20 protein-coding genes are annotated in these 25,269 nt (G+C 70.1%); 5 read left to right on the top strand and 15 right to left on the bottom strand.

Going from position 1 to position 25,269, the window contains the following annotated elements; all coding sequences use genetic code 11:
- The first annotated feature begins 25 nt into the window (after positions 1-25).
- Entirely contained in the window at positions 26-1,291 is a 1,266-nt protein-coding gene (locus J7495_RS13240; protein ID WP_294057041.1) for a DUF2264 domain-containing protein, read from the top strand.
- A 121-nt stretch (positions 1,292-1,412) separates the two neighbouring features.
- On the opposite strand, the gene J7495_RS13235 is transcribed toward J7495_RS13240, so the two are convergent.
- From J7495_RS13235 to J7495_RS13220, 4 genes are all read right to left on the bottom strand, one after another.
- Positions 1,413-2,711, bottom strand: coding sequence for a PepSY domain-containing protein (locus J7495_RS13235; RefSeq protein WP_294057039.1), 1,299 nt, complete (start codon positions 2,709-2,711; stop codon positions 1,413-1,415).
- Positions 2,708-4,885 carry a TonB-dependent receptor gene (locus J7495_RS13230; protein ID WP_294057037.1) on the bottom strand — a complete coding sequence of 726 codons (2,178 nt, stop codon included), beginning with the start codon at positions 4,883-4,885 and terminating at the stop codon, positions 2,708-2,710. Before J7495_RS13230 ends, J7495_RS13235 begins: the two co-directional genes overlap by 4 nt.
- Positions 4,886-4,966: 81 nt before the next feature.
- A complete protein-coding gene (locus J7495_RS13225; RefSeq protein ID WP_294057036.1) occupies positions 4,967-5,362 on the bottom strand; it encodes a hypothetical protein in 396 nt (131 codons plus the stop codon).
- Between the two features lie 177 nt (positions 5,363-5,539).
- The gene (locus J7495_RS13220; protein ID WP_294057035.1) at positions 5,540-6,916 is read right to left on the bottom strand and encodes an alginate export family protein; all 1,377 of its coding nucleotides are present in this window, start codon (positions 6,914-6,916) and stop codon (positions 5,540-5,542) included.
- A 150-nt stretch (positions 6,917-7,066) separates the two neighbouring features.
- Between J7495_RS13220 and J7495_RS13215 the strand changes: the two genes are divergently transcribed.
- Positions 7,067-8,935 (top strand): methyl-accepting chemotaxis protein, encoded by a 1,869-nt coding sequence (locus J7495_RS13215; RefSeq protein WP_294057034.1) that lies wholly within the window; start codon positions 7,067-7,069, stop codon positions 8,933-8,935.
- Positions 8,936-9,063: 128 nt separating this feature from the next.
- Here J7495_RS13215 and J7495_RS13210 read toward each other — a convergent pair whose 3' ends face one another.
- On the bottom strand, positions 9,064-9,972 hold the full coding sequence (locus tag J7495_RS13210) for a sulfotransferase domain-containing protein (RefSeq protein ID WP_294057032.1): 909 nt from the start codon (positions 9,970-9,972) through the stop codon (positions 9,064-9,066).
- Positions 9,973-10,126: 154 nt separating this feature from the next.
- Between J7495_RS13210 and J7495_RS13205 the strand changes: the two genes are divergently transcribed.
- The gene (locus J7495_RS13205) at positions 10,127-10,633 is read left to right on the top strand and encodes a DUF1993 family protein (RefSeq protein WP_294057031.1); all 507 of its coding nucleotides are present in this window, start codon (positions 10,127-10,129) and stop codon (positions 10,631-10,633) included.
- A 2-nt stretch (positions 10,634-10,635) separates the two neighbouring features.
- Positions 10,636-11,502, top strand: coding sequence for a 2-dehydropantoate 2-reductase (locus J7495_RS13200; protein ID WP_294057030.1), 867 nt, complete (start codon positions 10,636-10,638; stop codon positions 11,500-11,502).
- Here J7495_RS13200 and J7495_RS13195 read toward each other — a convergent pair.
- From J7495_RS13195 to J7495_RS13160, 8 genes are all read right to left on the bottom strand, one after another.
- Positions 11,489-11,797: a DUF6768 family protein gene (locus J7495_RS13195; protein WP_294057029.1), complete on the bottom strand. Its 309-nt coding sequence runs from the start codon at positions 11,795-11,797 to the stop codon at positions 11,489-11,491. The two genes, J7495_RS13200 and J7495_RS13195, sit on opposite strands and share 14 nt — an antisense overlap.
- Positions 11,798-11,806: 9 nt before the next feature.
- Positions 11,807-12,415, bottom strand: coding sequence for an ATP-binding cassette domain-containing protein (locus J7495_RS13190; RefSeq protein WP_294057028.1), 609 nt, complete (start codon positions 12,413-12,415; stop codon positions 11,807-11,809).
- Positions 12,405-13,094, bottom strand: a complete 690-nt coding sequence (gene modB, locus J7495_RS13185) for a molybdate ABC transporter permease subunit (RefSeq protein WP_294057097.1) — start codon at positions 13,092-13,094, stop codon at positions 12,405-12,407. Before modB ends, J7495_RS13190 begins: the two co-directional genes overlap by 11 nt.
- A complete protein-coding gene (modA, locus tag J7495_RS13180) occupies positions 13,088-13,801 on the bottom strand; it encodes a molybdate ABC transporter substrate-binding protein (RefSeq protein ID WP_294057096.1) in 714 nt (237 codons plus the stop codon). Before modA ends, modB begins: the two co-directional genes overlap by 7 nt.
- Before the next feature lie 41 nt (positions 13,802-13,842).
- Positions 13,843-15,738: a hypothetical protein gene (locus tag J7495_RS13175; RefSeq protein WP_294057027.1), complete on the bottom strand. Its 1,896-nt coding sequence runs from the start codon at positions 15,736-15,738 to the stop codon at positions 13,843-13,845.
- Positions 15,735-16,508 (bottom strand): PP2C family serine/threonine-protein phosphatase, encoded by a 774-nt coding sequence (locus J7495_RS13170; protein ID WP_294057026.1) that lies wholly within the window; start codon positions 16,506-16,508, stop codon positions 15,735-15,737. Before J7495_RS13170 ends, J7495_RS13175 begins: the two co-directional genes overlap by 4 nt.
- A 1-nt stretch (position 16,509) precedes the next feature.
- Positions 16,510-17,190, bottom strand: a complete 681-nt coding sequence (locus J7495_RS13165) for a VWA domain-containing protein (RefSeq protein ID WP_294057025.1) — start codon at positions 17,188-17,190, stop codon at positions 16,510-16,512.
- Positions 17,191-17,444: 254 nt separating this feature from the next.
- The gene (locus J7495_RS13160) at positions 17,445-18,437 is read right to left on the bottom strand and encodes a phytase (protein WP_294057023.1); all 993 of its coding nucleotides are present in this window, start codon (positions 18,435-18,437) and stop codon (positions 17,445-17,447) included.
- A gap of 168 nt (positions 18,438-18,605) precedes the next feature.
- Between J7495_RS13160 and J7495_RS13155 the strand changes: the two genes are divergently transcribed.
- The gene (locus tag J7495_RS13155) at positions 18,606-21,179 is read left to right on the top strand and encodes a TonB-dependent receptor (protein ID WP_294057095.1); all 2,574 of its coding nucleotides are present in this window, start codon (positions 18,606-18,608) and stop codon (positions 21,177-21,179) included.
- 508 nt (positions 21,180-21,687) lie between these two features.
- Here J7495_RS13155 and J7495_RS13150 read toward each other — a convergent pair.
- Both J7495_RS13150 and J7495_RS13145 read right to left on the bottom strand, forming a co-directional pair.
- A complete protein-coding gene (locus J7495_RS13150; protein ID WP_294057021.1) occupies positions 21,688-22,737 on the bottom strand; it encodes a glycosyltransferase in 1,050 nt (349 codons plus the stop codon).
- Positions 22,737-25,265 (bottom strand): DegT/DnrJ/EryC1/StrS family aminotransferase, encoded by a 2,529-nt coding sequence (locus J7495_RS13145; protein ID WP_294057019.1) that lies wholly within the window; start codon positions 25,263-25,265, stop codon positions 22,737-22,739. Before J7495_RS13145 ends, J7495_RS13150 begins: the two co-directional genes overlap by 1 nt.
- Positions 25,266-25,269: the final 4 nt, after the last annotated feature.

Raw genomic sequence — 25,269 nt, 5'->3', positions numbered from 1 at the left:
CAACCCGTCCTTCGGAGTCGCTTCAGTGGAACGTCGCAATTTCCTCGCCTCGGCGCTCGGCGCCGGCACGCTCGCCGCGGTCGCCTCAGGGCGCGCCAGTGCAGCCCCCCGCGATCCGGTGGTGCCTGACGGCGCCGCCGACCGCCGCTACATGCTCGACCTGCTCGCGAAGATGGCGACGCCGGTGCTCGGGCCGATGTCGCAGGGCAGGCTCCAGGCGAGCTGGAAGCCCGAGCTCAGCCCCACCTGGGACGGGCGCAACCCCCGCGTCGGCTATCTCGAAGCGTTCGGCCGGCTGATCGCGGGCCTCGCGCCCTGGCTCGCACTCCCCGACGACGCCACCCCCGAAGGCAAGCTCCGCGCGACGCTGCGCGACCAGGCGCTCGCCAGCTACGCCCATTCGGTCGATCCCTCGAGCCCCGACTATCTGCTGTGGAACGACGCCCCGCAGGCGCTGGTCGATTCCGCCTATTTCACCAACGCGCTGATGCGCGCGCCGGGCCTGTGGAAAGCGCTCGACAAGGCGACGCAGCAGCGCATCGTCACCGAGATCAAGGGCGTCCGCCGCTTCTCGCCGCCCTATACCAACTGGCTGCTCTTCGCGGCGATGAACGAAGCGTTCCTGCTCTGGGCGGGCGAGGACTGGGACCCGGTGCGCATCGACCTCGCGGTGCGCAAGGTCAACGAATGGTATGTCGGCGACGGCTGGTATGCCGATGGGCCGCACTTCCATTTCGATCATTATGGCTCCTACGTGATCCATCCGATGCTGGTCGAGATCCTCGAAGTGCTCGTCGCGACCAAGGCCAAGTTCAACAGCCTCGACGCGCCGGTGCTGCTCGAGCAGGCGGTGAAGCGGATGCAGCGCTACGGCGAGCATCTCGAGCGGCTGGTCGGCACCGACGGCGGCTATGCCCCGATCGGGCGCTCGCTCACCTATCGCACCGCGGTGTTCCAGCCGCTGGGGCTGCTGGCGTGGCGCAAGAAGCTGCCCGCGTCGCTTCCCGAGGGCCAGATCCGCGGCGCGACGCTCGCCGCCCAGCGCGCGGTGTTCCGCTTCCCGACCAATTTCGACGAGCGCGGCTATCTCACGATCGGCTTCACCGGCCATCTGCCCAAGCTCGGCGACTGGTATTCGAACGCGGGCAGCATGTACCTGACCTCGCTCAGCCTGATGGCGCTCGGCCTGCCCGCCGGCGACAGCTACTGGACCGACCCCGCGCTGGCCTGGACGACCAAGAAGGCGTTCGCCGGCGAAGCGTTCCCCAAGGACTATTACGTCGACTATTGAAGTGGCGGGGCCAACGCGACGACGAGCGTCGCGGCGCAATAACCGCATGATTTCGCTAGCATGATGCCCCCAACCCCTTGGCGCAAATGCCATCGCAGACACAGGCCGGCAACAAGCGGCTTTACGCGATTAGGCGCTCCAGTCTTCGCCACAGCTGCTCGCCGGCGAGCGCGGCGATCATGGTGATGCCCGTGAGCGGGAGCAGCAGGCCGAGCGCGAGCATCAGCGCCGCGACGACGCGCGGGCTGCGCGAGTCGGCGGCGGGCGGCGCGGCGAGGCCACGGCCGTTGCGGCGCTTCCACCAGAGCAAGGGGCCGGTCAGCGCCAGCGCCCAGAGCGCGAGGCAGCCGAACAGCATGACGAGGCGATTGGGTTCGCCATATTGCTGGCCCTGGTGCGCGGCGATGCCCCATTCGATCCAGCGCGCGCCGGCGCCGAACCCCCAGTAGCGCACGTCCCGCAACTCGCGACCGCTGGCCGAGTCGATCGCGACGACATGCGCGTCCTCGGCCCGGACGATCGCCGCGGAGAATTGATAGGGCGCGCCGGGCGCTACGGGGAGCGTGAGCGTCCAGGGCGCGGCGAGGCCTGCCCAGGCCGCAGCCTCGGCAGACTGCTGTGCGCTTGCCCTGCCCCCGTGCGCCAGATTGGCAGGCGGCGGTGTCGCCTGCATGGACCAGGGCAGACTCTCGGCGCCCATCGCGTGGCCGGCGTGCCCGCCGACGGAGTACGCCCCGGCGGCGGGGCGGCCGAGGCCGTGGTCCGCGACCCATGCCTGGAGACTCTTCCCCGCCACGCCCGTCCAGGGCATGCCGGTGAGCGCGAGGAACAGGATCACGCCGCCGCCGAACAGCCCGACCGCCGCATGGAGGTCGCGCCAGAACAGCCGGCCCGAGGGTTTTCCCCGCAACGCGACGACGGGACTCCCGCGCCGCGGCCACCAGAGCCAGAGGCCAGTCACGACAAGCACGATCGCCCAGCCCGCGACGATCTCGACCAGCGCATTGCCGATCGGACCAGTAATCGCGAGGCTGTGGAGGTCCTTGACCGTTGCCATCGCGCCGCCCCCCGCGACGCTGCCGAGCAAGGTCCCGCGATAGGGATCGACGAACGCGAGCCGCTTGCCGCCGCCGGGCATGGCGAGGCTCATCCGCCAGCTCGCGTCGGACGCGGCGGGGCGCATCACCTGGCGAACCTTGCCACCCGACTGGCGTTCGACCGTGGCGATCATCGCGTCGAGCCGCATCGGCCGCGCGGCGGGCTCGACGTGGCTCCACTTGGCATAGAGCCACGCCTCGATCTCGGGCTTGTAGAGGTAGAGCGCTCCGGTGGCGGCGAGCCAGAGCAGCATCGGGAGCACGATCAGCCCGGCATAGAAATGCCAACGCCAGGCGGCGCGGCGGAGGCTGCCGGGGCTCACAGCACGACCTTCATATCGGCCGTGAGGCTGCGCTGCGGGAAGGGGTGGAAGAGAAAGTATCTGTCGTTGCCGAGATTGTCGGCGCCAAGGCCGAACTCGACATGCCTGCTCAGCCGGAACCGGGCGCGGATGTCGACGACGAGATATTTGTAGAAGCCCTGATAAGTGTTGCCGACGATATCGCTGTTGTCGAGCGCGCCATAGTTGCGGCTGGCGTAACGCGCGGCGGCGGTGAGCGAGACGCTCTCGGCCGGGCGCCAGGTCGCGACGCCGCTGAGCTTCCAGCGCGGCACGCTGGGGAGCCGCTTGCCGACCGCGCCGGGGAAGGCGGCATCACCCTTGGTGATGGCGTCGGCGTAGGTGACGCTGCCCGACAGATCGACGCCGGGGACGGCATCGATGCGCGTGGCGACGAACTCGACGCCGCGGGCGCGGGTGCGGTCGACGTTCTGGACATAGGTGCCGAGCTGGCTGCTGCCGGGCAACGGGCCGGTCTGCGAGATCAGCGCGTCCTTCACTTGCTCGTCGAACAGCGAGAGGCGGAGCGTGCCGTGCGCGTCGTGCCACTCGAAGGCCAACTCAGCCGAACGGGCGCGCTCGGGGCGGAGGTTGGGGTTCGGCACCGCGGGAACCGGCGTGGTGACGATCTGGTAGAGCTCGCCGACCGTCGGGAAGCGCCACGCCTGGCCGGCCGAGAGGCGGATACGCCAGGCGGCGGCGACATCCCAGGCGAGCGAGGCCTTGGGCGAGAAGCGGACGGCGGAGAGTCCGGGCTGGGCGACGGGCCCCACCAGCGGGCTCAGCGAGTAATTGAGCCCCGCCGAGGCGCGCCACCATTCCTGGCGCACGCCGAATGTGAGCGCGAGCGCCGGCGCGAACATCCATTCGTCCTGCGCCCAGAACGCGAGCGTGCGCGTCCGGCCCGCCGACCGGAGGTTGAGCGCGCCGGGCGTGCCGCGCAGCCAGTCGGCGGTATCGTAGCGCCGGCTGTCGAGCGCGAACCAGTCGGCGTGCGCGCCGAAGCCGAGGCGGTGCGCGCCGCCCAGGCGCCAGCCACCCTTGGCGTCGAGCGTCTGCCAGCCGGTGCCGTCGAGTCGCGTGATCGTGCCCCTGCCCCCGGCCGCGCCGGCGGGCGGCGCCGTGCCGGCGACGCGCTGCTCGTCTCGGGCGACATGGTAGAGCGTGCCGATCAGCTGCCAGTCGAAGCCCGCGCTCCCGCCCGTCAGCGAAAGGCTATGCGACCAATGCGCCTGTTCGGTGCGGTAGATGCCGCTGGCGAAGGCGCTGCTGTAGTTCGGCAGGCCGGCGGCGTCGCGGAGATAGCTCTCGACGGTGGCGTCGGTGTCGTTGCGGAAGCGCCCGACGACATAGGTCAGCCGCAGATCGGAAGCGAGGTCGAGCGCTGCCTTGAGCTTGATACGATCCTGGACCTGCTGCTCGAACCCGCTCGCGCCGATCACGCGGATCGGCTGGCCGATACGGCTCAAATCGTCATAGCCGCCGCCCGGCCCGCGCGCGGCAGTAACGAAGCCGAGCGGCTGGCCCTGGCTGTCGACATGGTCGACGCTGGCGAAGAACGCGAGAGGGCCGAAGCGATCGCCGATCGTGCCGCCCAGCTGGAAGGACGAGAGCACGCGATCGGTGCCGTAGAGGCGGAACGGCTGGACGTTCACCCCGGCATTGGCCGTCGCTTCGAGCCGGTCGGGGAGGCGTGTGGTGATCTTCACCACCGCCCCGATCGAATTGCCCGGATAGGCGGCCGAATAGGGGCCGTAGAGCACGTCGATCCGCGCAATCTCCTCGGTGCTCACCATCCCCCAGCGCGGCGAGGCGCTGGTATTGTTGTTGCCGATCAGCGCCGAGAGCAGCACCCCGTCGGCATAGACGAGGCTGCGTGCGCTGGCGCCGAGCCCCGAAGTGCGTGTGGCGAGCGGCGCCTGGGTGTCGCCGATGTGGCGCTTCCGCAGCACGAGGCTGGGGAGATATTTGAGCGCGTCCTCGACGTTCATCGCATTGACCGTCGTGGCGATGGTCTCGGCGTCGACCGAAGCGGCGGTCGCGGGCGGATTCTCGATCCTGGCGCTCTCGCCGGTGACGACGATCGCGGGGTTCTGTTCTTCGGGTGCCTCGTCGGGCACGGCGGCTGCGAGAAGCAGCAGCGGCAGGAACGGCATCTGATGACCTCCGGCAGGCGCACGGCCGGGGGTTCGGCCACGCGCAGAAGCTTGCCCGGCACGGGGCCGGGCACGGCGGGTTCAGACGGTGGCGGGCGGCCCGGTGGGCGGCGGCGGCGGCGCGGCGAGCCCGCGGCCGGTCGCCATGAGGAGCCAGGCGGCAGGGAAGCTCACAGCCTGTGCGGCAGCGGCGAGGACCGGGGCGTCGAGCGCGGCGGTCGCGAGGGGCGCGCCGGCGCTGGCGAAGGCGCAATCGTGGTCGGCGGCGGTGCCGGCCGGCTTCTCCTTGTGGAGCTTGCCCGCCGCGTCGATCCAGGCGGTTTCGCCTGCGGTGCCCGAGCAGATGGTGATCGCGAAGCCGCCTTGCGTGGCGACGGGCATCCAGCCTTCGGGGAGGAGCACGCGCACGGCAAGCGCCAGCGCGATCAGCGTCAGCGCGAACGGTGCTCCTCGGCGGCGGTGAAGCGGAGTCGCCACGTGGGGCGGGTTATGCGGTGATGCCGGCTGTGTCCAGTGAGGGTCGCCCCAACCAGCCGTCATCCCGGCGAAAGCCGGGACCCAGGGCAGCAAGCCGCATGGCCCGTGGCCCTGGGTCCCGGCTTTCGCCGGGATGACGGTTATGGCTTGCGATCCCTTGGATGTTGTCGAGACCGCTCAGAAGAAGAACGACAGCGTCGTGTAGCCGTAGGTCGTATCCCCCGTCTGCGGCGCGTTCGGCGCGTCCTTGAGGAAACGGCCCTTGGCGAGATACGCCGCGCCGCCTTCCCAGCGGATCTTCTTGTCGACGATCCAGTCGCGCACGCGCGCTTCGATCTGCACGCCCGCCCAGTCGCCCGAGGCACCGGTCTTGTCGCGCACGCTGGTCGAGGCGAAGCTGTCGGTCGGCTCGGCGAGCCACAAGAGCCGCGACTTGACGAAGAAGTCGAGCTTCTTCGAAGGCTTGCCCTCGAGGCCGAGCCCGGCCGAGATCAGGTTCGCGCGCGAGATCGGACCGTAGAGGCCGGTCGGGTTGAAATCGGCGCGGCGCGCGGCGAACAGCGGGTCGAAGCGGCCATAGGTCGCCGCCGGCCCGTCGCCGCTCGCATAGTCCGCCAGCGCGACGACGCGCGGGCTCCAGCTCGCCTCGAGCGTCATGCCCGCCTCGACGTGCGCAGTGGTGGCGCGGACGGTACGGTCGGTCACGTCCGAAGCTGCGGTGGTCGCGCGGGTGCGACCGTGCTGGCGCGCGACTTCGAGCTCGAAGTCGAGCTTGCCCTTCGAAGCGGCGCGGAACACGCGGCCGCCGAAGGTGAAGAGGTGGCGGTCCTTGGTGTCGCGGCCCGGCGTATCCTTCTCGGCGAGCCAATAGCCATAGCCCTCGGTCGCGACCTTGCCGGCGACATTGGCCTTGGTGACCGAGGCACCCCAGAAGGTCAGCCCCTTCGACTCGCGGTCGAGCTGGACCTTGTTGTCGCGCAGGTCGTCGGCATCGACGGGGAGCCGCTCGAACGGGCGCGTGACGAAGGCGATGATGCGGTCGCCGGCCTTGCTCTTCCAGTCGAAGCGCGCGCCGAGGTAGCTGGGCGGCGAGTTGGACGCGTCCGGCCGGCCGACGAGGCGCGCGGTGCCGATGTCCATGGTGAACCGGCCGATCGCGAAATCGCCCGAGCCCTTCGTGCCGCCCAGATTGCCGACTTTGACCGCGAGATAGCCCTGGAGCGGCTCGAGCGCGTTGATCTCGCTCGTGCTCGCGCTCGACCCGTGGCGCTCGCCATAGCCCCGCGCATCGTCGAGCTCGCCGACCAGCCTGATCGGGCCGAGATCGGCCTCGGCCATCACCAGCGTGCGCGACGAGAAGAGCGTGTCGTTCGCGGGGACTTTGGGGCGGAACTGTCCGTCGATCGCCTCGGCCTCCAGGCGGACGCTGCCGCTGATCTTTAGCGTCGGGCCATCGTTGTCCTTATCCGGCCTCGCGACCGCAGCGCCGGGCGCCAGCACGCCCGCGGCGAGCAGCAGGGCCCATGCGGGGCGATGCGTAGGGGAAAAGGCCATCGGGAACGCTCCTGAACACGGTTTGCTTGCCTTGATTATAGGACCGGCAACCATGTGGAGGCGGAATCCCCGCTCGGTTCCGTAATCATCCTACAATGAAGACATGTTCCGTAACGGGTGTCCCCCGGCACCCCAGTTCTGGAGTTTGGCGTGCTTACTTCCTTCGACAACATGCGGCTGCCGCGCAAGCTGATGCTGGCGTTCGGTTTCGTCGCGGTTCTTCTCGCCTGCCTCGCCTTCAACGGCCTTGCTTCGACCAGCAAGATCAGCATCATCGCCCGCGCCCAGGTGACGCACGGCGTCTCGGGCCTGTCGGCGCTGGCGGACGTGATCAGCCAGGTGAAGGAGCAGCGGATCATCGTCTACAGCCATTACAACGCGATCTCGGCCGATGACTCGGCCAAGCTCGAGAAGCGGCTGGCGGACGCACAGAAGGCGCTGTCGGACAGCGTGAAGGACTATGGCAAGGTCGGCCAGCAGGATTTCCCGGCCGAGACGACCAAGCTCGAGCAGTTCGCCGCCGCGCTCAACGACGTCAACGGCCGCATCGTCGAGCTGCGCAAGACCGGCGACCTCGATGGCACGCTCAAGCTCATCAAGGGCGAAGGCAAGGACAAGTCGCACGACCTGATCGAGCAGGTGCAGACGCTCACCGACCTCACCCGCAAGCTTTCGAGCACGACGAGCGACGCCGCCGATTCGGCCGCGAGCTGGGCGTTCACCATCGGCATCCTGCTCGTCGTCGTCGCCTTCGCGAGCCTCGCGGGCGTGTGGATGCTGATCGACCGCCGCCTCGCCAAGCCGATGGACAAGCTCACCTCGGTCACCACCCGCCTCGCCAACGGCGAGCTCGCCGAAGTCCCCGCGCAGCAGCGCGGCGACGAGCTGGGCGAGATCGCCCGCGCCGTCGAGCAGTTCCGCTCGGCCGCGGTCAAGCGCGCCGAGGCCGACCGCGCCGCGGCGGCCGAGCAGCGCGAAGTCACCGAAGCGCTCGACCGCAGCCTCAAGGCGCTGTCGGCCGGCGACCTCACCGCCGACCTCGCGGGAGGCTTCCCGGCGAGCTATGCCGAGCTGCGCACCAACTTCAACGGCGCGCTCGCGAGCCTGCGCGCGCTGGTCGGCGCGGTCCGCAGCAGCGCGATGGCGATCCGCTCGGGCTCGGACGAGATCGCCCACGCCTCGGAAGACCTCGCCAAGCGCTCGGAAGCCAATGCCGCGAGCCTGAGCCAGACGACCAGCGCGGTCTCGGAGATGGACAAGCGCCTGCAGACGATGGTCGGCGCGGCGACGCGCACCGTGACCAGCGCCGATGGCGCGATCTCGACCGTGTCGAGCGGCCGCTCGATCGCCGATGAAGCGATGAACGCGATGAACCGCGTGTCGGAAAGCGCCAAGGGCATCGACTCGGTCATCGAAGGGCTCGACAAGATCGCCTTCCAGACCCGGGTGCTCGCGATGAACGCCGCGGTCGAAGCCGGCCGCGCGGGCGAAGCGGGTCGCGGCTTCGCGGTCGTCGCCGACCTCGTCTCCGCCCTGGCGATGCGCGCCGAGGAAGAGGCCGGCCGCGCCCGCGACCAGCTGACCGCTACCCAGGCCGACATCGTCGCCGCGGTGGAGATGGTCCAGAAGGTCGACGGCGCGCTCGCCAACATCTCGGACGACGTCAGCAACGTGCACGGACTGCTCGGCCAGATGGCGAGCGACAACGAGGCGCAGTCGGCCGCGGTGTCGCAGATCAACAGCACGATCGGCGGCATGGACCGCGCGACGCAGCAGAATGCCGCGATGGTCGAGGAGACCTCCGCCGCAGCGCGCAACCTCGCGAGCGAAGTGACGGTGCTCGCCGAGCATGCCGCGCAGTTCCGCGTCGGCGACGACGACGAGCAGCGCGCCGCGCCGGTCCGCCGCCCTGCCCCCGCCCCGGCACGCGCGCCCGTGGCTGCCGCCAAGCCGGTCACGCCGAAGCTCAACGGCAACGGCCAGCTCGTCGGCAGCGACGGCGACTGGGCGACGTTCTGACTATCCTCCCCCGGACGCCGCGCGTCCGGGGAGCACGCCTGAATCGTCATCCCGGCTTTCGCCGCGATGACGGTTGAAGGTTGGACGCAGAAGCCTGGCCGATTGATGAAACGTCCAGGCTCTCGGGCTCAGGCCCCCCGTCCCTGCGCGAGCCAGTCCGCGCACTCCGGCCCCAGCTCGGCGATCGCCATCGCCTCATACTCTGCGCAATCCTCCGCCGTCAGCTCGTCGCGCCAGCGGCCGTTGGTGCCCTTGTTGATGAAGACGCCGGCACCGCCGTCCCAGAAGATCCCGCCGAGCGGCGCGCATTGCGCGGCATTGGCCTTCATCCAGTCGAAGCCGCAATGCTCGACGATCGCGGGCCAGCGCGCCTCGTCGACTTCGATCTCCAGGAATTCGGCGACCTGGCGGATCGCGCCCGGCATGTCGCGGCGCATGTCCTCGAAGTGCAGCACCAGCACATTGGGCAGCGCGCGCAGCGCCCACCAGCTGCGGACATTTTCCCAGAACGGCCAGAAGGGCTCGCCATTGGTCGCCAGCCAGTGGCGGAAATAGCTGCGCCGGCACTCGGGCGCCGGCGGGATCGGCGGGCCGACGCGGCCGGGGCTGTCGTTGAGCGCGCCGAACCACTGCTGGTTCGCGTTGAAGTGGTGGTTGTGCATGCTCCACATCACGTCGCGCCCGTCGCGGCCGATGTAGATGTACTTGGCCTGCGGGCTGAACACGAGCGCGTCGACCGGCAGGTGCGTCTTGAGGAAGCGCCGGTGCGCCTGCGCCTCGACCGCGGGGAGCTTCACTTCCTTGGGCGGGATGCGCAGATCCATCCAGGGCGAGATTTCCGACACGTTGATCTCGGGATCGCCGTTGAAGATCAACTGGCCGACGATCTGCTGGGTCCAGGTGGTGCCCGACTTGCCGTAGGTCGCGATCACGATGTCGTCGTCGCGGAACGCGAAGTCGTTCCACACAGTCGAATCGAAATGATGGTTGTGGAATTCGCGCAGCTTCTGCGGCGCAGCATCGATGATGGTTGCCATTTGCCTCTCCCTGCCGGCCGGGTGGCCGGGAAAGCGCGGTGCGTTATTGATGTAACACACCTCCGTCAACGGAAATCGTTACGTTCGTGAAGATATCACGATTGCGCGCGGTTGGCAGCTTCCCTTGCGCGCCCGCCCCGCCTATCTGCGCGCCATGGCAAGCGAGCTCCACGACATCTCCGCCCCCGTGTTCATCCGCGGGCTCTCCAACCTGGCCGGCTTCCTCGAGAAGGCCCGCGCGCATGCCGAGGCGAACGGCATCCCCGAAGCCGAGCTGATCGAGGCGCGGCTCTACGAGGACATGCATCCGCTCCCCGCGCAGATCCAGCGCGCGAGCGACTTCGCCAAACTGACGATGGTGCGCCTCGGCCAGGTCGAGAGCGTGGCGATGGCGGACACCGAGACGAGTTTCCCCGAACTGCAGGACCGGATCCAGCGGACGATCGACTTCGTGAAGGCGGTGCCCGCCGACGCCGTCAACGGCCGCGAGGATGCGACGATCGAGATCAAGCTGCCGAGCCGCACGCTGACGATGAACGCGCGCGAATATCTGCTCGGCTTCGCGATGCCCAACTTCTATTTCCACCTCACCACGGCCTATGCGATCCTTCGCCACAAGGGCATGCCGCTGGGCAAGATGGACTTCATGGGCGCCGTCTGAGCGTGGCGCGGATCGCGGTCATCGGCCCCGGCGCGATCGGCGGGACGGTCGCGGCTTGGCTCGCGCAGGATCCGGCGCATGACGTGACCTTGTGCGCGCGGACGCGGCTGGCAGCGCTCGAGATCGAGACGCCGGGCGGGGCGATCCGCGCGACCCCGCGCGTGGTCACCGATCCGGCCGCAGCCGAGCCGGTCGACTGGGTGATCGCCGCGGTGAAGACCTATGACTGCGCCGCCGCGGCCGCCTGGCTGCCGGGGTTGATGGGGCCGGAGACGCGGCTCGCGGTGTTCCAGAACGGGGTGGAGCATCGCGAGCGCTTTCGCGGGCTGGTGCCGGACGAGGCGGTGATCCCTGCGATCGTCGACATCCCCGCCGAGCGCAGCGCGCCGGGGCGCATCCTCCAGCGGCGCTACGGCACGGTGGTGGTGCCCGCCGGCGAAGACGCATTCGTCGCGCTGTTCGCGAACACGCCGATCGAGGCCTCGACCACCACGGACTTCGTCACCGCGGCGTGGCGCAAGCTCGCGATCAACTGCGCCGGCATCGTCAACGGCATCGCGCTCCAGCCCAATGGCCTCGCGCATGACGAGGGCGTGGCGGAGGTGATCCGCGCGGTGGTGCGCGAGTGCGTCGCGGTGGGCCGGGCCGAGGGCGCGGCGATGCCCGACAGCATTCCCGACGAGATCGTCGCCAACTATCGCGCCGGCCCGCGCGACGGCGTGCACTCGCTGCTCGCCGACCGGCTGGCGGGCCGCCGCACCGAAGTCGACGCGCGCAACGTGGTGATCGACCGGATCGGCAGGCGCCACGGCATCGACGCACCGATGAACCGCGCGCTGGCCGCGCTGCTGATCGCTAGCGGCGGCTGAGCGCCCGCAGCACCGCCAGCGCGTGGAGCCTGCCCCAAAGCCACAGCTTCATCGCCACGACGCTCGACCAGCAGGCCGCGGTGGCGGCGAACCAGCGGATCGTGTCGCGCGCATTCTCGGCGTCGAGCAGGTGCAGCAGGCACCAGATGCCGAGCACGAAGGCCGCGATCGTCAGGGCGAAGACCAAAATGGTCAGCCGCCCGATCGGGCCGACGAACATCGCGCCGAGCTGGGTGAACAGCCCAGGCTCGCGGCGGAGGGTCTCGCGGAAGGCCTGTTCGGACGCGTCGCTCATCGCTCTCTCCTAGCCCATCTCGACGATGCGGGTGCCGAGCCGCTCGGCTTCGGCCCGATCGTGCGTGACCATCAGGATGGGAAGTTTCACTTCGTCGCGCAACCGTTCGATCACCGCCATGATCTCCTCGCGCCGCGCGCGGTCCAGCGACGAGAGCGGTTCGTCGAGCAGCAGGAAGCGGGGGCCCGAGAGCAAGGCGCGGCCGATCGCGACGCGGCGCGCCTCGCCGCCCGAGAGCGTGCGCGGCCAGCGGTCGAGCAGATGCCCGATGCCGAGGAAATTGATTGTCTCGTCGAAGCCGAGCGGGCCGGGGTCGGGGCGCATGCCATAGCCGAGGTTGGCGAGGACGCGCAGGTGCGGGAAGAGGCGCGGCTCCTGGAAGACATAGCCCGCGCGGCGCTGCTCGGGCGGTACGTCGCAACCTTCGCCGAACAGCAGCTCGCGCCCGACGCGGACATGGCCCGCGTCGGGCGCGAGCAGCCCGGCGACCATGTTGAGCACGCTCGTCTTGCCCGCGCCCGAGGGGCCGAACAGCACGGTGAGCCCCTCGCCCGGCTCGATCCGGCAGGCGACCTCGGTATCGCCGAGCCGCCTGGCGACGTCGACGTCAAAGGACATGCAGCCCCCTCCCCGCGCGCTTGGCGAGCAGCTCGGAAGCGATCAGCGCCGCGAGCGAGAGGAGCACCGAGACGATCGCGAGGCGGAGCACCTGCCCCTCGCCGCCGGGAGTCTGCAGCGCGGCATAGATGGCGAGCGGCAGCGTCTCGGTCTCGCCCGGCACATTGGAGACGAACGTGATCGTCGCGCCGAACTCGCCCAGCGCGCGCGCGAAGCCGAGCACCGCGGCGGCGATCACGCCGGGGAGGCTGAGCGGCAGCGTGATCGTCCAGAACACGCGCCACGGCCGCGCGCCGAGCGTGCGCGCGGCGGTCTCGAGGCGGCGGTCGACCGCTTCGATCGAGAGCCGCATCGCGCGGACCATCAGCGGCAGCGCCATCACCCCCGCGGCGATCGCCGCGCCGGTCCAGCGGAAGAGCACGGTGACGCCGAACCAGCCTTGCAGCCAGCCGCCGATCGGCCCCGCGGGCGCGAAGGCGAGGAGGAGCAGCCAGCCGGTCACCACCGGCGGCACGACGAGCGGCAGATGGACGAGCCCGTCGACCAGCAGCTTGCCGGGGAAGCGCCCGCGCGCGAGCAGCCAGGCGAGCGCGAAGGCCGGCGGCAGCGTCGCGAGCACCGCGACGCTGCCGACCTTGAGCGACAGCAGGACGATGCCGAGTTCTTCGGCGCTCACCAGACGGCGAAGCCGTAGCGCGCGAAGATCGCCTTGCCCTCGCGGCCGAGCAGGAAGCGGCGGAAGCCCTCGGCCTCGAGGCTCTGGAAAGCCTTGAGCCGCGCGATCGGGTAGCGGATCGGCGGATGGCTGGCCGCCGGGAAAATGCCGGCGACGCGGACGAGCTTCGAAGCGCGCGCGTCGGTCGCGTAGACGATGCCGTAGCGCGCGGCCCCGCGCTCGACGAGCGCGAGCGCGGCACGGACGTTCTCGGCGCGCACCACCCTGGCCTGCACGCCGGGCCAGAGACCGAGTTTGGTCAGCGCCGCCTTGCCGTATTTGCCGGCGGGGACCGAGTCCGGATCGGCCATCGCCAGCCGTCCCTCGCCCAGCCACGCGGCGAGCGGCGAGCGCGGCCCGAGCGGCACCGCACGGCTGTCATTGGCCGGCGCGACGAGCACGAGCCGATTGCCGAGCAGGTCCGCGCGTGTGCCCGGCACGAGCAGGCCGCGGCGCTGGAGATCGTCCATCCATTCCTCGTCGGCCGAGACGAACAGGTCGGCGGGTGCTCCCGCCGCGGCCTGGCGAGCAAGCGCGGAGGAAGCGGCGAACGAAAGCACGGGCCTGGCATGTCCCTTCGCCGCCCAGGCGTCGGCGGCAGCGGTCATCGATTCCTGCAAGCTCGCTGCGGCGAGCACCAGCGGCGCGCCGGGCGGCGCGGCGGCGGCCATCGCAACCCATGCGAAGAGCAACAGGAAGGCACGGCGTGCGATCATTTGGCCGGGTCCTCCATCGCGGCGGCGAAATCGGGGAGCGGCTGTTTGCTCGCCTTGTCGGCCTGCGCCCAGCTGTCGAGCTCGCTCAGCCGGCGATCGTCGACCGTCCGGCGGCACTGGGCGGGGTCGTAATCCTCGACACAGCGCTTGCGGTCGTCCTCCCACAGCTTCTGCTGCTCGCTGAGATACGCGCGCTCATAGCCCTCGCTCGTGTCGAGCAGCTTGCGGTAGCGCTGGGCGATCTGCTCATTCCCGGGCGCCGAAGCGATCTTCGACGCCGGCGCGTTGGCGTCCTTGCGCGCGAGCAGCGCCTCGGCGGGGACGAAGCCCGCCATGCCGTCGCTGTCGCGCATCACATAGACCCAGCTGCTGCCGTCCTTCGCCCGGCTGGTGCCGCGGCCGATCACCGCGTCGTGGAGGCTGAGGCGATCGACTTCGGGGAAGCCCTCGCCGGGGCCGCGATGGAGCGGGACCGAGAGCGTCCCGCCGGTCGGCAGGATGAGATATTCGCGCGGCTCGGGGAAGGGATCGATCGCCGCCTCGGGGACGACGAGCTGGTTCTCCGCGGCATGCGCGGGCACGCCCGCGGCCGAGAGCAGAGGGCCCCACTCGCCGAAGGTCGCATAGCCGACGCCGGCGAGGAGCAGCAGCATCGCCGCGCTGCGCCAGGGCACGCCGCTGCTCCGGCGGCGGCGTGGCGGCGAGGGCAGCGGATAGGCGGCCGGCGGACCGTGGAGCCGGTACATCGGCACCGGCTGGATCGCGCGGACCGCGGGGAGCATCGGCCCGGGCCGGGCGGGTCGCGCGGGCGCCGAGGTCCGCCGGGGCGGCGCGGCCTGGCCCTGGGCGCGGCGGCGCGCGCCGGGCTTGGCGCTGGCGGCGGCGACGCGCTCCTCATGCGCGCAGAAGCCGCAGCCTCCGCCGAAATGGACATGCTCCTCGGGCCGTACCCCACAGGGCGAGAGCTGCTGGAGCAGCGCGTCGAGATGATCGCGCCATTCCCCCGCGCTCGGCCGCTCGCGCCGCGGCAGGAAGGCACGGTCGAACATCTCGCGCGTGAGCGGCCGGAACATCGCATGGACGCTCGCGGTGCTCGGCACCGTGCCCGGCGGCGGGCGCAGCGCATAGGGATAGAGGCCGTCGAGGATCCGGGCCTGCAGGTCGGTCGCCTGCCCGCGCGCGCCGATCGAGCCGCCGGCAAAGGGATGGACGCCGTTGTTGAGCAGCTGGAAGATGATCACCGCAAGCGCGAACAAATCCTGCTCGACCCCGAGCTCGCCCACCGGCCGCTTCCACGCCTCGGGCGCGATATATTCGTCGCTCAGCTGGTCGGCGGGGATGCGCCCGCCGTTGCCGGCGATGCTGAACCCGTCGGTGTCGACCACCGCCATCCAGCTCACCTGCGGATAGAAGCGCAGGTTCGCCGGCTTCATGTCGATCATGTGGTGGCCGGCGCGGTGGAGCTCGGCGAACACCGAGGCGAGGTTGCGCGCCACCAGCACGCGATAGCCGTAATATTCGGAGAGCTTCTCGACCCGCCGGCTGTTCTTCTGGAGCAGGTTCACCAGGCTGGTCGAGCGGGTGAAGTTGATCTCGGGCATCAGGAAGCCGATGAACCGGCCCGAACGGTCGAACAGCTTGGCCTGGGGCCAGGCGATCTGGGGATAGCGGTTGCCGCCGTGCGTCGCCGGGGGAAGGTCCGGCGGGTTGGCGATCATCGCGTCGATCTTGGCCTCGTGGCGGCGCGCCTCGGCGTCGCCATGGTAGAGCTTCGCTGCGGCGCCGGGCATCGCCGGCACGTCATAGACCTTGCCCGCCGCGCCTTCGCCCAGGAGCCGCCCCAGCGGCAGCACCTTGCGACTGGCGCCGCGGCCGAGGCAGACTTCGTTCATGCGGCGAACTGCGCCCAGACGAGCGTCTTGTCGTCGTCCGAGCGTTCGCGTGCGGCAGGCGTGTCGAGCGTGGCGCCGAGCGCGCGCTCGGCCTCGTCGCGCTTCGTGGTGCTCAGGAACCGGCCGATCGGCTCGAAGAAGGGCATGAACGGCTCGGGGCCGTGGCCGTTGTGGCGGAAGCTGAGATCGGTCACGCCGTCGCTCATCACGAAGATCGTGTCGAACCCCGGTTCGATCAGCTTGAAGCGCAAATGGCGGCGCCAGTTGGCCTGGGTGAAGAAATAGGTCTCGTTCGAATATTCGCCGTTGCTCGGCGGCGAGAGCAGCCAGCGCTCGCCCGAGACCGCCAGCGCCGCGCCGTCGCCGATGTGGAAGAACAGCCCGCCGCTGCCGGGGAGGACGAAGGCGCCGACCAGCGTGGCGTGATAGTCGTAGAGCGACGCCTCGGGCGGCATCGCGTCGAGGATGCGCCGGCGCGCGGCCTCGACGCCGTCGCACACCGCACGGTAGGCGCGACGGAGAAGCGCGCGGCTGGGCTTGAGCTTGCCGCGCCCCGCGAAGCCGGCGAGCGCGGCGGAGACGGACTCGCAGAGGATCGTCGCGCCCTCGCCCGCGTGACGCGCGGAGCCCGCGCCGTCCGATACCACGGCGATCAGCGCGTCGCCAGGCGTGACTTGCAGGCGGTGGCGGTCCTGGCAGGGCTCGCCGCTGATCGCGTGATAGGCGCCGGTGACGGAAGCGCCTGCTACGCGCCAGGCCGCGCGAGCCATGTCAATTGCTCCGGCCCGGGATCACTGCCCAGTCCGACGGCGCGGCCATCTGGATGTTCTCCGACGGCGCCGACTTGGAGCCGGCGCGCGCGCTGCGGCTGAGCCACAGGAAGAATTCGCGGAAGGCGAGCCCCTGGAGCGCGAGCGGCTGGCGCGGGCTGAACCGGCCGAGCTTCTCCATGTTCGCATCGCCTACGCCGACGCAGAACACCGAGACCTTGCCCGATTCCTCGGCGGCGACGCATTCGTCCGCGGCCGATTCCCAGTCGTGGTCGGTCGGCTCGCCGTCGGTGAGGATGAACAGCCAGGGGCGGTTGTAGGGGATGCCGTGGTCGCGGTAGCGCGTCTTCTCCATCTCGATCTCGTCGAGCGCGCGGCGGACCGCGGCGCCGAGCGGGGTCTGGCCGTTGGCGGTGATCGCCGGCGCATCGAACTCGATCGCGTCGGTCCAGTCGGTAACGACCTCGACGTCGTGCGGCGCGCCGACGCGGAGCACGAGGATGCGGACGCGCTGGCGCGCGACGTCATCGGCCTTGAGGTCGGCCTCGAGCAGCTTGAGCCCGTCGTTGAGCGCGCCGATCGCGTTGTTCGCGGCCATCGACGAAGAGCCGTCGAGCACCACCACGCAGGGCAGCCGCTGGCTCGTGTTCTCCGCCAGCGCGACGTCCGGAATCAGATTCAATCGACCCTCCTACGCGCACCGGGCGACCGCTGCGGACCCCATCGGCGGACTCGCCGGTGCCACCCGGGCCATCAAGCATTTCCGGTGCGTCAGGGCAAGGCGGAGGCGGGTGCCGCCTGTCTCGGTTTTTCCGTCGCAATCTTTCAGCCGTCATCCCGGCGAAAGCCGGGACCCAGGGCCACGAGCGACTTCCTGCTTGGCCCTGGGTCCCGGCTTTCGCCGGGATGACGGCCGAGGGAGCTGAACCATATCAGTTACTTCAGCCCAAGCGCCTTCACCACATCGGCCCAGCGGACGATCTTGAAGTTCTGCGCGCTCGGCGAATTGTCGCCGTCCTGCGCGATCATCAGCCCGCCCTCGCGGCCCTTGCCGAAGGATGCGGTCGCAATCTCGATCCCGTCGGTATCGCTCGTCGCGCCGAACTTGCCCGCGGCGATGCGGAAGCGGCCGGCGTATTCGAGGCTCGGCAGCTTCCACACCGCATAAGCGGAATCGCCCTGGCTCGACGCCACCAGCCAGCCGCCCCTCGCGCCCCTGGCCGCGATCGCTAGCCCCTCGGCGTCGGCGAAGAGGCGCGCGCTGTCGACCTCGGCGATCTTCTTCCCCTCGCGCGGCGCATCGGCATCGGCTGCGAACTTCCAGATGCCGGAATCCTCCTCTGCGACGAACAGGTCGCCCGTGCGGTCGTCCGCCACGCAGCCCTCGGACTGGGTCGCGAGCTTCATCGTGCGGACGCGCGCGACATGCGCGCCAGCGGCGTCGAAGGCGATTGCCATCTGGGCGATCGTCCCATCCTTGTCGACGACGAACGCCGAGAGCCCGCCGCTCCGGGGGGCGTACATGCACAGCCCATAGCCTTCGCCCGCGCCGACGTCGTAGCGGCCGATCGGTGCCAGCGTTCCCGCCGTCGTGTCGAGCTCGAACAGCGCGAGCTTGGCATGCGCCTTGTCGTTGCGATCGCTCGCCGCGACGATCACGCGCCCGCCGACACCGCGCAGGTCGACGTTGTTCATCCGCCCCGCCGCGATCGACGACACCAGCTTGCCGTCGAGCGTATAGACGTTGAGCCCGGCCTGCTTGTCGGTGGCGACAATCAGGCTCTTCGCGGGGTCCCTGGGGTTGCGCCAGATCGCGGGATCGTCCGCGGCGTCCTTCGCGCTGGCGACGGCCTGGGTCTCGGCGATCGCCTGCACCGATTTCGTTTCGGGGCCCGACTCGGCGAGCATCAGCAGCAGTGCAGGCAGCATCAAGATCCTCCGCGGGAAATCGCCGGCGACCTAGGCGCGAATTATTACGGTTTCAATTCGACCCCTTGGGACAATCGTTGCGCCGCGTCATCGAGCCGTCACACGAGCGGCATAGGGGCGCCACGCCGGTGCCGGGGGGCACCGATCCTAAAGGGGATTCTCAACGTGATGATGCTTCATCGCGGCCGCATTCGTGCGCCGTTCGCCCTTGCGCTTGGCGCACTCCTTTCGTCCGCCGCCGTCCCCGCGCTCGCCGCGCCGCAGGACCAGCCTGCCGCCGCCGCGACCGACGACAACGCCGAGCAGGGCGAGGAGATCATCGTCACCGGCCAGCGCGAGGCCGAGCGCCGCGCGATCGACGCCAAGCGCAGCTCGCTCACCATCGAGGACGTCGTCGCCGCGACCGACGTGGGCAAGCTCCCCGACCAGAACGTCGCCGAAGCCGTCCGCCGCCTGCCCGGCATCTCGATCGCCAACGACCAGGGCGAAGGCCGCTACGTCGTCATCCGCGGCGTCGACCCCAACCTCGCCAACGTCACGCTCAACGGCCAGACCGCCGCGGCGCCCGAGCCCGACGGCCGCCAGGTCAAGCTCGACGACATCCCCTCGTCGCTGATCGGCTCGGTCGAAGTGGTGAAGTCGCTCACTGCCGACCGCGACGCCAATGCGATCGCCGGCCAGGTCGACATCAACACGCTGAGCGCGTTCGACAAGAAGGGCACTTTCCTGTTCGGCCGCGCCGCCGCGGGCCTGCCCGACCTCAACGACAAGATCCAGTGGGAGGGCGACGCGACCCTGGGCGGTCGCATCGGCGACTTCGGCGTGGTGCTGTCGGGCAATGCCTCGCGCCGCCCGATCGCATCGGAGAACCTCCAGGGCTCGGCGGCGTGGAACGCCACCAGCGGCCTTCCCGACGACTATCGCGTCCGCCGCTACAACCTCGTGCGCGAGCGCCGCGGCGCGGTCGCCAACATCGACTATCGCCCGAGCGACGCGGTGCAGATCTTCGTCCGCGGCATCTATTCGTCGTTCCAAGACCATGAGACGCGCGACCAGTTCCGCATCGCGCTGGGCAATCTCGCGACGCCCCCGGTCAACAACGTCGCCAGCTTCAGCGGCGTGCGCGGCACCCACTTCGTGCGCACGCGCAACGAGGACGACAGCACCGTCACCTTCCAGGGCGGCGGCAAGTTCGACCTCGGCTTCGGCAAGCTGAGCCTCGAGAGCACCTGGTCGAAGGCGATCAAGAAGGATCCGCTGCGCTCCGAATTCCAGTTCCGCACCGGCAGCGGCGCCAGCGGCCTCGCCGGCACCGTCGACATCTCGAACTTCCTCTTCACGGTCGACCCGACCGGCGGCTCGGGCCGCTGGCTCGACCCGAGCTACTACAGCGCGCTCCAGGTCAACTACGATCGCCGCCGCGCCGAGGAGAAGCTCAAGCAGTTCCGCGCCGACTTCGAAGTGCCGCTCTCGGCGCTGAGCGAGGACAGCAGCATCAAGGTCGGCGTGAAGTACCTCGGCCGCGACAAGACCAACAACCGCGACTATCAGCAATACGACCTCAACGGCTTCACCATGGCCACCGCGGGCATCGGGATCGACGAAGGCACGACGATCTACGACGGCCTGTTCCGCCTGGGCCCGCGCGTCGACTATGCCGCGGCGCAGGCCTATATCACCGCCAATCCGGCGCGCGCGGTACTCAACGCCTCGGGCTCGCTCGGCAACAGCCTGGTCAACGACTATATCGTCTCCGAGGACATCCTCGCGGGCTATGCGATGGCGACGCTGAAGTTCGGCAACGTCACCGTCATCCCCGGCGTGCGCGTCGAGGACACCTCGGGCACCTACCAGGGCAAGACGATCACCGCGACCTCGACGGTAAGCCAGGGCTTCAACGTCAAGGGCAAGAAGGATTACACCAACGTCTTCCCGGGCCTGAACGTCCGCTTCGACGCGAGCGACCGGCTGGTGATCCGCGCCGGCGCGACCACCGCGATCGGCCGCCCCAACTATGACGACCTCGCGCCGTTCGTGCAGGTCGACGCGGGCGCCAACACCGTCGCGCAGGGCAATCCGACGCTGAAGGCGCTGCGCTCGCAGAACGCCGACCTCAGCGCCGAATATTACCTGCCCGGCCATGGGCTGTTCTCGGTCGCCGGCTTCTACAAGCACATCGACGATCCGATCTTCAGCTCGATCGCGATCACCAGCGGCACCTTCGGCGGCGTGGCGCTGACCAACGCCAACGTGACCCAGCCGATCAACGCCAATAAGTCGACGGTCTATGGCGTCGAGTTCAACCTCCAGACCCCGCTCACCATCCTGTGGAGCGGGCTCGACGGGTTCGGCGTCAACCTGAACTACACGCGCACCGGCGGCTCGAGCTCGGGCGTGCCGGGCCGCGTCGGCAAGGTCGACAACTACCTCCAGTCGCGCGACGTCGCGAGCGCGCAGCTCTATTTCGAGCAGGGCAGCGTGGCGCTCCGCCTCGCCTATTCCTACCGCTCGCACATGCTCGACACGGTGGGCGCGGATGCGGCGCACGACCAGTACACCGACTCGAACGGCCAGCTCGATGCGCGCGCGAGCTTCGCGGTGATCAAGCAGGCGATCGTGTTCGTCGAAGGCTCGAACCTGACCGACGCCAAGTGGCGCCGCTACACCGGCACGCCCAACCACCTCGCCGAGCAGGAGCGCTACAGCTACACGCTGCGCGCCGGCCTCCAGCTTGCCTTCTGAGCGGCTGCCACGCTGCGAAACGCGCCCCGTTCCTGCCGGAGCGGGGCGTTTTCGCCTGAGCCGTCCCGGAAAAGCACGGCCTAGGTAGTTTTGCAGTATGTTTCTACATTATTTCTGTGCCAAGATGTCCTTGGTCAGCTGGCGGCTCGCCGCCGGTTTTCGCAACCCTGCCTGAAGGGGGTGGCAGCTTTCTGCCACCCCTTCTTTGTATGTGGGCCAATCGACGTCCGGCGCGTGCCTCAGGGAGGTCCGCGGCCGGGACGGAAAGGGGGCCGGGCCGCCTTTCTTGAAATGTAGGATTTGGCCTGCTTGGCTGGCGCGGATGGAACCGTTCGACCGCGCCTTTGAAGCTGCCGGGCCTCAACCCCGGAAAATTTGGCGACGGGTTGTGACTCTTGTGACTCTTCGAGCCTTCGATCGAGCCGGATCGCAGCGACGGGTCGTGACTCTTGTGACTTTTCGTCCCCGATCGCCCCGATTCGCGTCGCATGCGGACGCTCGATCCGACCTAACCCCGCCCACGCCGGATCGCGCGCACGCCGCCGATCACCTGGCTGAGCATCAGGTCGGCCGTCCTGCCCTCGCCGAAGCCGATCGTCTCGGGCCGCTGCGCCAGCGCGACGTGGATCGGCAAGGTCCCCGAGCGCACGCAGGCCCGGCACAACCGCCACCACAGCCGCGAGATCTCGCGGTCGACCAGCGCGAGCGTGCGTGCGTCATGGCCGCGCGTCTCGAAGTCGCGGCGCAGGGACATGATCCCCCCGATCAGCGTGCGCAGCGTTTCCGCGTCGGGCACCGGCTCGCCGCCCATGCAGTGGCGGACGACCAGCGGCGCGATCCCGGGATCCTCGCGCCCCATCCGCGCGGCGTGGCGCTCGGCGATCAGCGTCTCGGCATTGGCGCGCATCGTGTCGGTGAACATCTGCGACGCACCGCCTTCATGGACGCGGTAGAGCAGCAGCGGCTCGTCGATCTGCGCGATCGGGCCGAAGCGGCGCAGGCGGTGGTAGAGGTCGAAATCCTCGACGTAGCGCATCTCGGGCCGCTCGAACGGCTCGAGCCGCCGGGCGGCTTCGGCGCGGAACATCACGGTCGACCAGACGATCGGGTTCTGCACCAGCATCAGCCAGTCGATCAGCCCCGGGGTGAGCGGGCGCACCCAATGGCCCGGCGTCACCTTGGCGCCGGTGAGGACATTGGCGGCAGTGCTCACCAGCACGGTCTCGGGGTGCGCGTCGAGATAGCCGACCTGGCGCGCGAGCCGGCCGGGAAGGCAGACGTCGTCCTGGTCGAGCGCGGCGATGTAGCGGCCGCGCGCCTCGGCAAAGGCGCGGTTGCGCGCGAGCACCGGGCCGCCGTTCGCCTCTGCGCGGATCACGCGGATGCGGCGATCGTCGAACGCTTCGAGCAACTTCGCCGTGTCGTCGCGCGAGCAATCGTCGACCGCGACCAGCTCCCAGTCGGTGAAAGTCTGCGCGATCAGGCTGCGCACCGTCTCGCGGACCAGCGACGCGCCATTGTACGCCGCCATGATCACAGAGACCGCGGGCTCGCGCATCAGGCCGCCTTGCTGGCGCGACGCGCGGCGAGGAGCTGGTTCACGATCAGCTGGCCGATGTCGTTCTGCCACAGCCACAGGCCGTTGGCCTTGCCGGTGAAGCTCGCTTCGCCGCCGAGGTCACCGTCCGGCACATGGCCCGAGGCGAGGCCGATGCCGTAGACGCCGGGCACGGGCACCCCAGCCGCATCGATCACGCGGCATTGCTGGTCGACGAGGCGCGGGCGGCCGGGCGCGTCGGCCATCAGTTCGATCCGCTCGCCCTGCTCGTCGTAGAGCGGGATCGCGCGCGGGCGATAGCCGAGCGCGCCGATCACCACGTCGGCCTGCTCGATCTCGGCGCGGACCGCCGCGGCGTCGAGCTCGGCGATCGGGCGGAGCGCCATCCGCGGGTCGGCGGCACGGCCGCCCACTTCGAGCATGCGCAGCACCAGCTCGCGCGCCTCGAGCCGAAAGCCGGCGAGGCGGTAGACGAAGCCCGAGACCGGGCAGATGTCGTCGGGTCCGAAATCGGTGAAGCCGTCGGCATGCGCTTCATATTCGGAGCGGTACCAGGGGCGCAGCGGCCGGCGGTGGTAGAGCGCGAGCGCGCCTGCCCCGAGCGGCAGCGCGGGCGCGGCCTTGAGGATCAGCGCCGCGGCGGCGAGCGCGCTGGTCGAGCCGCCGACGATCGCGATCCGCGGCGCGCGCTCGTCGCCGATGCGGGCACGCAACCGCTCGATCCCGCCGATGCTGAGCATGTCGTCGCCGAGCATCAGCCGGCCGCCGGCGAGCTCGCCCAGCGTGGCGCCCGCGATCTCCTCCGCGGCGATGTGCTCGCGCGCCTGGTGGCCGCCGGTCGCGACGACGAGGCTCGCGGTGAGCATCGTCCGCTCGTTGCCGGTGACGATGTTGCGCACGCGCAGCGCCCAGCGCCCCTCGGGCGTGCGGCGCGCCTCGATCGCTTCGCTGCGCGTCGCGACGACGCCACCGTTCTCGGCGACGATGCTGCCCAGCCGCGAGCCGGTCGCTTCGAGAAAAGGCGTGGTGCGATAGAGCGGCACGCCGACCGCGCCGCCCTTGTGGAGCGCGATCTCGCGGCCGCTGAGGTGCTCCTCGAGCCCGGCGATGCTCTCATGGACATTGCGCTGGACCGCGGTGAGGAAGGTCTCGGCGGTCGAGTCCGAGGTGATCGCGTAATTGCCGATCGCCCCGCGCCCGAGCACTGCGTCGCGCTCGACCACCGCGAGCCCGTCCTGCGCGAGTTCGACGAGGCGGTTCTGCTTGCTCGCCGCCGTAAGCAGGGCCGTGCCCGCCGGGCCGCCGCCGACGACGATCGCAGAATGGACGAAGGTCCCGCGCCGCTCCTTGCGCACGCCACCCAACCCGGCGCTGGTGCACGCCTCGGCGAGCGCATGGCAGACGCGCTCGACATCGGCTTCGCTCATCATGTCGGTCATCGGCAGCGAGAGGATGCGCGCCGAGACGTCGTCGCACACCGGCAGCGCGCCGAACTCGGCATTGGCGCGGAACCAGGGCTGCTCGCCGAGATGCGGGCTGAAATATTGCCCAGCCCCGATCCCCCTGGCGTCGAGCGCACGCAGGATCGCGGCGCGGTGCCCGGCAAAGGCGCGCGGCAGGAGGACCGACTCGCACTGGAAGGCCTGGCGCGCGCCGGTCGGTTTCTGGAATTCGAAGCCGTTCTCGCTCGCGAAGGCGCCGAGATGCGCGCGATAGGCGCGGTCGAGCGCTGCACGATGCTCGGCGACCGCCTCGAACCCCTCGAGCTTGGCCTGGGCGAGCACGCCGAGCACTTCGGGGAGCTTGGCGTTGAACCCCGGCCCCTCGGCCGAGCGCGAGCCGGCGAAGCCGAAATTGGTCATGTGGCGCAGCGACTGGATGAGCTGGGTATCGCCAGAATGGATCACCCCGCCCTCGGCGGTGGCGAACACCTTGGTCGCGTGCATCGAATGGACGATCGCGAAGGGCGCGCCGGTGCCGAACGCGCGGCCCTCGGCGTCGAGCGAACCCAGCGACGCCGCGGCATCGACGACCACGCCGACGCCGAAGCGCTCCTGATAGCGGCGATAGCGGTCGAGATCGATGGCGGCGCCGAATGTGGCGTAGGGCACGACCACGGCGATGCGGCGGCCGTACCGCTCGAACGCGGCTTCCTCGGCGGCCTGGGCGGCGCTCCAGTCGTCGGGATCGATGTCGCAGAGCAGCGGCGTGAGGCCGGCCCATTCGGCGGCGTCGGCCGTCGCGGCGAAGGTGAAGCCCGGCATCAGCGCGAAGGCGCGCTCGCCCGTGCCCAGCCCGCCGCGCGGGCCGGCGGCGTGCCGGATCGCGATCATCAGCCCGGTCGTCGCGTTGGAGACCGCGAGGCACTCGCCCGCGCCGCCGAACACGCGCTCGGTCATCGCCGCCTCGAAGCCGCGCACCACCGGGCCGCCGTTCGAATAGAGTCCGCGCGCCTCGACCGCCCGGAGCTCGTCGGCGAGCTCGCTGAGCCGGGGTGGTTGGGGCGCGATCAGCGGCAGCCGGTCCATTCAA

It is taken from the genome of Sphingomonas sp., from assembly GCF_017745215.1.
Classification (GTDB): Bacteria; Pseudomonadota; Alphaproteobacteria; order Sphingomonadales; family Sphingomonadaceae; genus Sphingomonas.
Note: the sequence above shows the minus strand (reverse complement) of the source record. Positions and strands in the feature narration are given on the sequence as shown.